At 34.0% G+C, this 7,048-nt stretch carries 5 protein-coding genes and 1 pseudogene; all 6 read left to right on the plus strand.

Features of this window, described 5'->3' with window-relative positions; all coding sequences use genetic code 11:
- The first annotated feature begins 732 nt into the window (after positions 1-732).
- The 6 genes and pseudogenes from prdC to N4A57_RS05080 all read left to right on the plus strand — a co-directional run bounded on the left by prdC (position 733) and on the right by N4A57_RS05080 (position 6,919).
- Positions 733-2,028: a proline reductase-associated electron transfer protein PrdC gene (gene prdC / locus N4A57_RS05055; RefSeq protein WP_293656537.1), complete on the plus strand. Its 1,296-nt coding sequence runs from the start codon at positions 733-735 to the stop codon at positions 2,026-2,028.
- A gap of 15 nt (positions 2,029-2,043) precedes the next feature.
- Positions 2,044-4,122: a D-proline reductase (dithiol) proprotein PrdA gene (gene prdA / locus N4A57_RS05060; RefSeq protein ID WP_293656539.1), complete on the plus strand. Its 2,079-nt coding sequence runs from the start codon at positions 2,044-2,046 to the stop codon at positions 4,120-4,122.
- A 9-nt stretch (positions 4,123-4,131) separates the two neighbouring features.
- On the plus strand, positions 4,132-4,380 hold the full coding sequence (locus N4A57_RS05065; protein ID WP_293656541.1) for a CBO2463/CBO2479 domain-containing protein: 249 nt from the start codon (positions 4,132-4,134) through the stop codon (positions 4,378-4,380).
- A gap of 17 nt (positions 4,381-4,397) precedes the next feature.
- Positions 4,398-5,123 carry a D-proline reductase (dithiol) protein PrdB gene (gene prdB, locus N4A57_RS05070; protein ID WP_293656542.1) on the plus strand — a complete coding sequence of 242 codons (726 nt, stop codon included), beginning with the start codon at positions 4,398-4,400 and terminating at the stop codon, positions 5,121-5,123.
- Between the two features lie 135 nt (positions 5,124-5,258).
- Positions 5,259-6,497 (plus strand): annotated as a pseudogene (prdD, locus tag N4A57_RS05075) (proline reductase cluster protein PrdD).
- Positions 6,498-6,739: 242 nt separating this feature from the next.
- On the plus strand, positions 6,740-6,919 hold the full coding sequence (locus N4A57_RS05080) for a helix-turn-helix domain-containing protein (RefSeq protein ID WP_293656543.1): 180 nt from the start codon (positions 6,740-6,742) through the stop codon (positions 6,917-6,919).
- The last annotated feature ends 129 nt before the right edge of the window (positions 6,920-7,048 follow it).

A 7,048-nucleotide genomic window follows, 5' to 3' on the forward strand; every position in this document is an offset into this window, starting at 1 on the left:
CTACTCCAACATGACACATGAACCTATATACGAAGATTCACACTTTCGCTTGTGACAAGGACTTGGGTGGAAAAGATTTTCAATATATTTTCCTGAAATAGGCCCACATAAAGCAAGTTTATACACCAGAAATCTATAGATCATATAAAGTTTATAAAGTTAATCCTTTGAAAAATTCAAAATTAGATGAAAGATTAGGCCATATCCTAGGGTTTATCGTAAATGACCATTTACATAAAATCTAGGATATCTTTAATTTTACATGAATTTTTTCATGGTAAATTAGAAAAATCTTGCATAAATAGTAATTTTCTTAATTATTACTTTCTCTATCTTTGTAAAAAATATAATTTAATGATATCATAAAATTAGAGCTATATAATATAAACTAATTATATTCACACAAGAAGGTGGAATTTTCCACAGTTGTGTCAGAAAATTGACACAACTGTTTTTTTACAAGAAAACCCTCAAAACACAAACTTTATCCAAAAACGAGAGAATAATCTTAAAAAAATATCATATCAGAAAATTAACATATTCAATTCTGAATATGCTCACATTTATAATATGGGATAATGAAGAAAGTTAATAAATAAAAAAATTCTATAGGGAGTAAAAGGCTTATCCATGGGAATTATAATAATGAAATTAAGAAAGTTTGTTATAAATTTATTTGGATTTTGTATACTTGGCATATGATTTGTAAAGACAGAGGAGGACGGCGAAAGTATGGAAAAATTGTATAAGTTTCCCTTAAAAATGCATATAGGTAAACCTGCTAAGGCAATAGTTGAGGTAGGAGATGTAATTAAAAGAGGGGAATGTATAGCTAATGAAGATGGATTAGGAGCTAAAATTCACTCTAGTGTAAATGGTGTAGTTAGAAAGATTACAAAAAATCTTATAGAGATAAAGGCGGATGAAATTCAAAGTAGTGAATTTGTAAAGATTAAGGAATGTGATAGTTTAATAGATTATGTAATAGAAGCGGGTGTTGTAGGTGCAGGGGGAGCAGGATTTCCTACCCATGTAAAGTTACAAGCTAAGATACCAAAAGGTTATATAATTGCCAATTGTGTAGAGTGTGAACCGGCTCTTAAGCATAATGTATATTTAATAGAAAATTATCCACAATTAGTTATAAAAGGTATTGAATATGCAATGGAGGCAACGGGTGCACAAAGGGCATACATAGCTATTAAAGGTAAAAACAAAAGGGCAATAGAAGTACTTAAGAAGACTTTAAAAAATAATAAAATAGAGATTAAAGAATTAAGGGATATGTATCCAATGGGTGAAGAACGGGCCATAATTCATGAAATCTTTGGAATTTGGTTAAGACCAGATCAATTGCCACTAGATGCTAATTGTGTAGTGTTAAATGGTGAGACCTTAGCTAATATAACTCGTGCTGTAGATGAAAGAAAGCCAGTTATAGATAAGGACCTAACCATCATAGGAAAATTAAAATCTGGAAACAAACCTAATGTGGAATTACAAGTGCCTGTGGGAACTAGTTTCAAATCATTAATTGAAAAATACGGTGGAATAGATGGAGAATATGGGGAAGTCATAATAGGAGGACCTTATACGGGAAATGCCCAGAATATAAATTCATCATGGGTAACTAAGACTTCTGGTGGAGCCATAGTAACTATACCCCTTCCTAAGTTTGAAGATAATATGGGTTTATTAGTCTGTGCCTGTGGAAATGATGAAGAGAGATTAAGAGATGTGGCAAAGAAAATGGGAGCCAATGTGGTTGGGGTGACCAAGTGTAAGAATTTGGAGGTTATAAGGGGCGTAAACAAGTGTAAAACTCCAGGACATTGCCCAGGTCAGGTACAAGGAATAATATATCTTAAGAACCTTGGGGCAAAGAGAGTATTAATTTCAAATTGTAGTGATTGTTCTAACACAGTAATGTGTTGTGCACCAAAGATGTCAATACCTGTGTATCATCACACTGACCATGTATTTAGAACTATAGATCATACATTAACAAGAAGATTACCGATGGAATAAGGGAGGCATAAAAATATGGCAATGAGTGCAGAACATGCGAAGAGCTTAAAGAATGAATATGCAGTAGTTTGTTGTAGAACAGAAGAAGGAACCATAATATGTGCAGAGAATCTAGAAGACCCGGAAATTTTCCCAGACCTATTAGATTCAGGACTATTAGAAATTCCCCAAAACTCCTTAAAAATAGGTCAGGTTATAGGAGCAAAATTAACTAAAACAATAGATTCATTAACACCTATTACAGCTCATATGGTGGAGGGAATAAAGGAAGAAGTTTTAGAAGAGGAAGATAAAAAGGCTGTACTTAAGTACAATAAAAAAGCTGGACATGTGATTAAAGCTTCTGATTTAGAAAATCCAATGCACTTTGAAAAACTAGAAGATTCACTGTTAATTAAATTAAGTGAGCATGTATTAACTAGAAAAGAAGTAGTTGGAAAGAAATTAGTAGTAGATGCACCGGCCTTAACACCAATTAAGGCTCAAATGTTAGAGGGCTTTAAGGTAGAGGAGACAGCTCAAATGAAGAAGGAATCTTATAATCCTTTAGTTCAAGGAGGAATATTAAAAATTCAAATTGACGAAGGACGTGGAATTAACATTGAGATTCCTGTAGGAAGTCTAGGACAAGGACAAGCTCAACTGGTGGAAGTTCCTCAACAAAAAGAAGTAGCTACAGAGAAAGTGCAAGCTGTAGAACATATAGTAGAAGAAGTTAAAGTAGAAGACAAACTAATTAGAAAGTTGGTTAGAAAACATATAAAGATAGAGGATGTTAAATTTGGAGAGGTTACTAAATTTGACGGAAAGACCCTATATATTAGAGAAAATATCTGTCATGATGCCGCAATGGTAAGTGAAATAGTTAAGGACATTAAGGTTGAAATAATAACTCCAGATAAGTACAACACTTATAGTGAAACTATCATGGATGTTCAACCAATAGCTACTAAAGATGGAGACCATGAACTTGGAAGTGGAGCAACTCGCCTATTAGATGGAGCCATTATCATGGTTACGGGAACTGATGAAGATGGAGTTCAAATTGGAGAATTTGGTTCATCAGAAGGTATCCTTGAAGAAAATATCCAATGGGGTAGACCAGGAGCACCAGACAAGGGTGAAATATTTATAAAATCAGAAGTAGTTATTGCTAGAGGAACAAACATGGAAAGACCAGGACCACTAGCCGCCCATAAGGCAACTGACTACATTACTCAAGAAATAAGAGAAGCTATGAAGAAGTTAGATGAATCTTATATTGACTATGAAGAAGAGTTTGTTCAATATAGAAGACCTGGAAAGAAAAAAGTAGTTCTAGTTAAGGAAATCATGGGTCAAGGAGCTATGCATGATAACTTAATACTACCAGTAGAGCCAGTAGGTGTATTAGGTGGAAAGCCTAACGTTGACTTAGGAAACGTACCAGTAGTATTATCTCCACTAGAAGTATTAGATGGAGGAATTCATGCCCTAGTTTGTATAGGACCTGCAAGTAAAGAGTGTTCAAGGCACTATTTTAGAGAACCCCTAGTAATAGAAACTATGAATGACCCCCAATTAGATTTATGTGGAGTAATATTCGTAGGAAGTCCACAAATTAATAGTGAAAAGTTCTATGTATCTAAGAGATTAGGTATGATGGTAGAAACTATGGATGTGGATGGTGTCATAGTAACAACTGAAGGATTTGGAAATAACCATATTGATTTTGCCAGCCATATTGAGCAAATAGGTATGAGAAATATTCCAGTGGTAGGAATGTCATTTTGTGCAGTTCAAGGTGCATTAGTTGTGGGAAATAAATACATGAAGTATATGGTAGATAATAACAAATCAGAAGCAGGAATCGAAAACGAAGTATTATCTTGCAATACATTATGTAAGGAAGATGCCCTAAGAGCATTAGGAATGCTTAAGACTGCCATGGGAGATGGAGAAATTAAGGCACCTGAAAGAAAGTGGAATCCAAATGTTAAGGAAACTAACTTAGAGTTAGTAGAAAAGGCATATGGAATAGAAATAGAAAGGGTTGAAAACGAAACTTCCATACCAATGAGTGAAAAAAGACTAGAAAAATATTCGACTAAGTAGGGATGAATTATGAAATATGGAGATAAGATTATAAAAATGGAAGGTGTAATCACTAGGGTAAGTGATGGGGCTGTATCCATTGACTTAAAGGGAAGACTTGGTGAATTAAAAATTCCTAAAAGAATGCTCATATCAGATTATGAAGTGAAGGTTGGTCAAGAAGTTGGATTTAATATGAGTTTCATAGAAGTGTTAAGTGAAGAGGTAAATGAAAAGTACTTTAGCAATATATCTAAGAGAAATAGGGATAAGAAGTAAGGAAGGAGCCATAGAGTATGAGTATGACAATTGTAAATTCTATGCAATCAGAAATATTTGTGCCAATAACACCACCACCAGTGTGGACTCCAGTGACTAAGGAATTAAAAGATATGAAGGTTGCTTTTGCCACTGCAGCAGGTGTTCATTTAAAAAGGGATAAGAGATTTAACTTAGCAGGGGATTTTACTTATAGGGTGATTCCAGGAGATGCTGATTCAAGTGATTTGATGGTATCTCATGGTGGATATGATAATGGAGATGTGAACAAAGATATTAACTGCATGTTTCCAATAGATAGATTAAAGGAATTAGCAGAAGAAGGGTTTATTAAAGAAGTATCCCCAGTACACCTAGGATTCATGGGTGGTGGTGGGAACCAACAAAAATTTAAAGAAGAAACGGGTCCTGCCATTGCAAATATATTAAAAGACCATGACGTGGACGCTGTAGTATTAACTGCTGGATGAGGTACTTGCCATCGCTCTGCTGTACTAGTACAAAGAGCCATAGAGGAATCGGGGATTCCTACCATAGTAATAGCAGCCCTACCACCAGTAGTAAGGCAAACAGGTTCTCCAAGAGCCGTTGCTCCCTTAGTACCAATGGGAGCTAATGCAGGAGCTCCAAATGATAAGGAAATGCAAATGGGAATACTTAAGGATTCCTTAAGAAATTTAATTAGTATTCCATCAGCAGGGAAAATAATACCTCTTCCTTATGAGTATGTAGCTAAAGTATAGTATATATTTTCCCTTGTAGGCAAGTTACTGTATAAAGAAAACTTAGTGTTACGAAATCTATATATAATAAAATGAAGAAGGTGTGATAAAATATATAATTTTTACCACACCTTTTATAAGCAAAGTGGTGATCATATGACTGAGTCTAAGGAATTAAGAAGGCTGACAATAAAGTCATTTCATATGAAGGATGTGAAGTTTTGTCATAAGACTCGTATGGAAAATGGAATTCTTCATATAAAAAATCTAATAGAGGGTCTATCAGAGGATGACCCATATATTAAAGAATTGAAGGTACATATAATAAAGAAAAATGAAAGAAATAGGTTTGTAAACTCCATAATGGACTTCATACCTATAGCCACAAAGGTTTTAGGAAAAATAGGAGAAGGAATAACCCATACTTTAACGGGAACAGTAGTTATGCTTACGGGTGTGGATGAAGATGGTATTCAAGTGGCAGAGTTTGGATCATCTGAAGGCATACTAGAAGATCAAATGGTTTCTAATAGGGCAGGAACACCTAGTGATGAGGATATAATAATCCATGTGGATACCATATTAAGGTCTGGTATGGGAACTAATAGAAAAGCTATTATACATGTTCATAAAATGTGTGATTCTTTTATACAAGAAATAAGAGAAAAATTAAAAAAATCAAATGGACGCCAATGTGATGAAAGACACGATTTTACAGATAAAACCCATCCAAAGAGAAAAAAGGTATTGATTATAAAACAGGTGGCAGGTCAAGGGGCCATGTATGATACATGGATATTGCCAAAGGAACCTGGTGGAGTGGAAGGTGGCGTATCCATTATAGATATGTTCAATGTCCCTATTATATTAAGTCCTAATCAATATAGAGATGGAGCCCTAAGGGCTATGGATTAAGGAGGGATAAATATGGGAATTGGGCCATCAACTAAGGAAACTACCTTACATCATTTTAGGGATCCACTACTAAATGTTGTGTCAAAGGATGAGGATGTGGATCTATTAGGAGTATTAATAGTAGGAACACCTCAAGGGAACGATGAAAAAGAATTTGTGGGAAGAATGGCTGCCCAGTGGGCAGAGATGAGTCGTGCAGATGGAGTAATCATATCTGTAGATGGTTGGGGAAATAGTCATGTGGATTATGCCAATACTATTGAAGAAATAGGAAAAAGGCAAATTCCACTAGTAGGACTTAGCTTTGTGGGAACACAAGGACAATTTGTTGTTACCAATAAATATATGGATACAATAGTTGATTTTAATAAGTCAGCTAAAGGGATTGAGACTGAAGTTGTAGGTGAGAACACCATATGTGATCTAGATGGGAAGAAGGCTTTAGCTCTTTTGAAACTGAAAATGCGTAAAAATAAGTAGGAGGTTAGCAATTATTGAATGAAATCTATAAAAATCTATAGAAATATATAAAATAATATCATATTGTTTATTATCGTTATATAGAGGTGATAATTAATGAAGTATTATTCAATAGGTGAGTTTGCTAAAGAAATAGGCAAAACAAAGGCTCATTCATTCCACAACATGTAACTGATGGTGGTACAAGATACTATTCGCAAGAGCAAATAAAGTTAAAAAAATCATTAAGGAGTTATTAAAAGATGATAAAGGCCATTAATGTTAGATTGTATCCAACAGAAGAACAAATAACTTTAATGTATAAGCATATAGGTTGCATGATATTTATTTATAATTGGGCGTTAGCCAAACAAATAGATAGTTATAAACTTGATGGTAAAAAGTTATCAGTTACAGAATTAGGTAAAGAATTAACTACGTAAAATTTGTACAAACAATCACAACAAATTTGGAAATATAATTCCAGTAATTATTATGTAATTCAGTTAAATTTAGCATAGATTTCAGCTTGTTTTTTACTGGAATAATATAACATAACAAAATAAATCATA

The organism is Anaeromicrobium sp., assembly GCF_025210435.1.
Taxonomy (GTDB): Bacteria; Bacillota; Clostridia; order Peptostreptococcales; family Thermotaleaceae; genus Anaeromicrobium.

Excerpts from the sequence above, each read along its gene's own strand:
- prdC (WP_293656537.1), top strand. The coding sequence starts at position 733 with ATGGAAAAATTGTATAAGTTTCCCTTAAAAATGCATATAGGTAAACCT.
- prdA (WP_293656539.1), top strand. The coding sequence starts at position 2,044 with ATGGCAATGAGTGCAGAACATGCGAAGAGCTTAAAGAATGAATATGCA.
- N4A57_RS05065 (WP_293656541.1), top strand. The coding sequence starts at position 4,132 with ATGAAATATGGAGATAAGATTATAAAAATGGAAGGTGTAATCACTAGG.
- N4A57_RS05080 (WP_293656543.1), top strand. The coding sequence starts at position 6,740 with ATGATAAAGGCCATTAATGTTAGATTGTATCCAACAGAAGAACAAATA.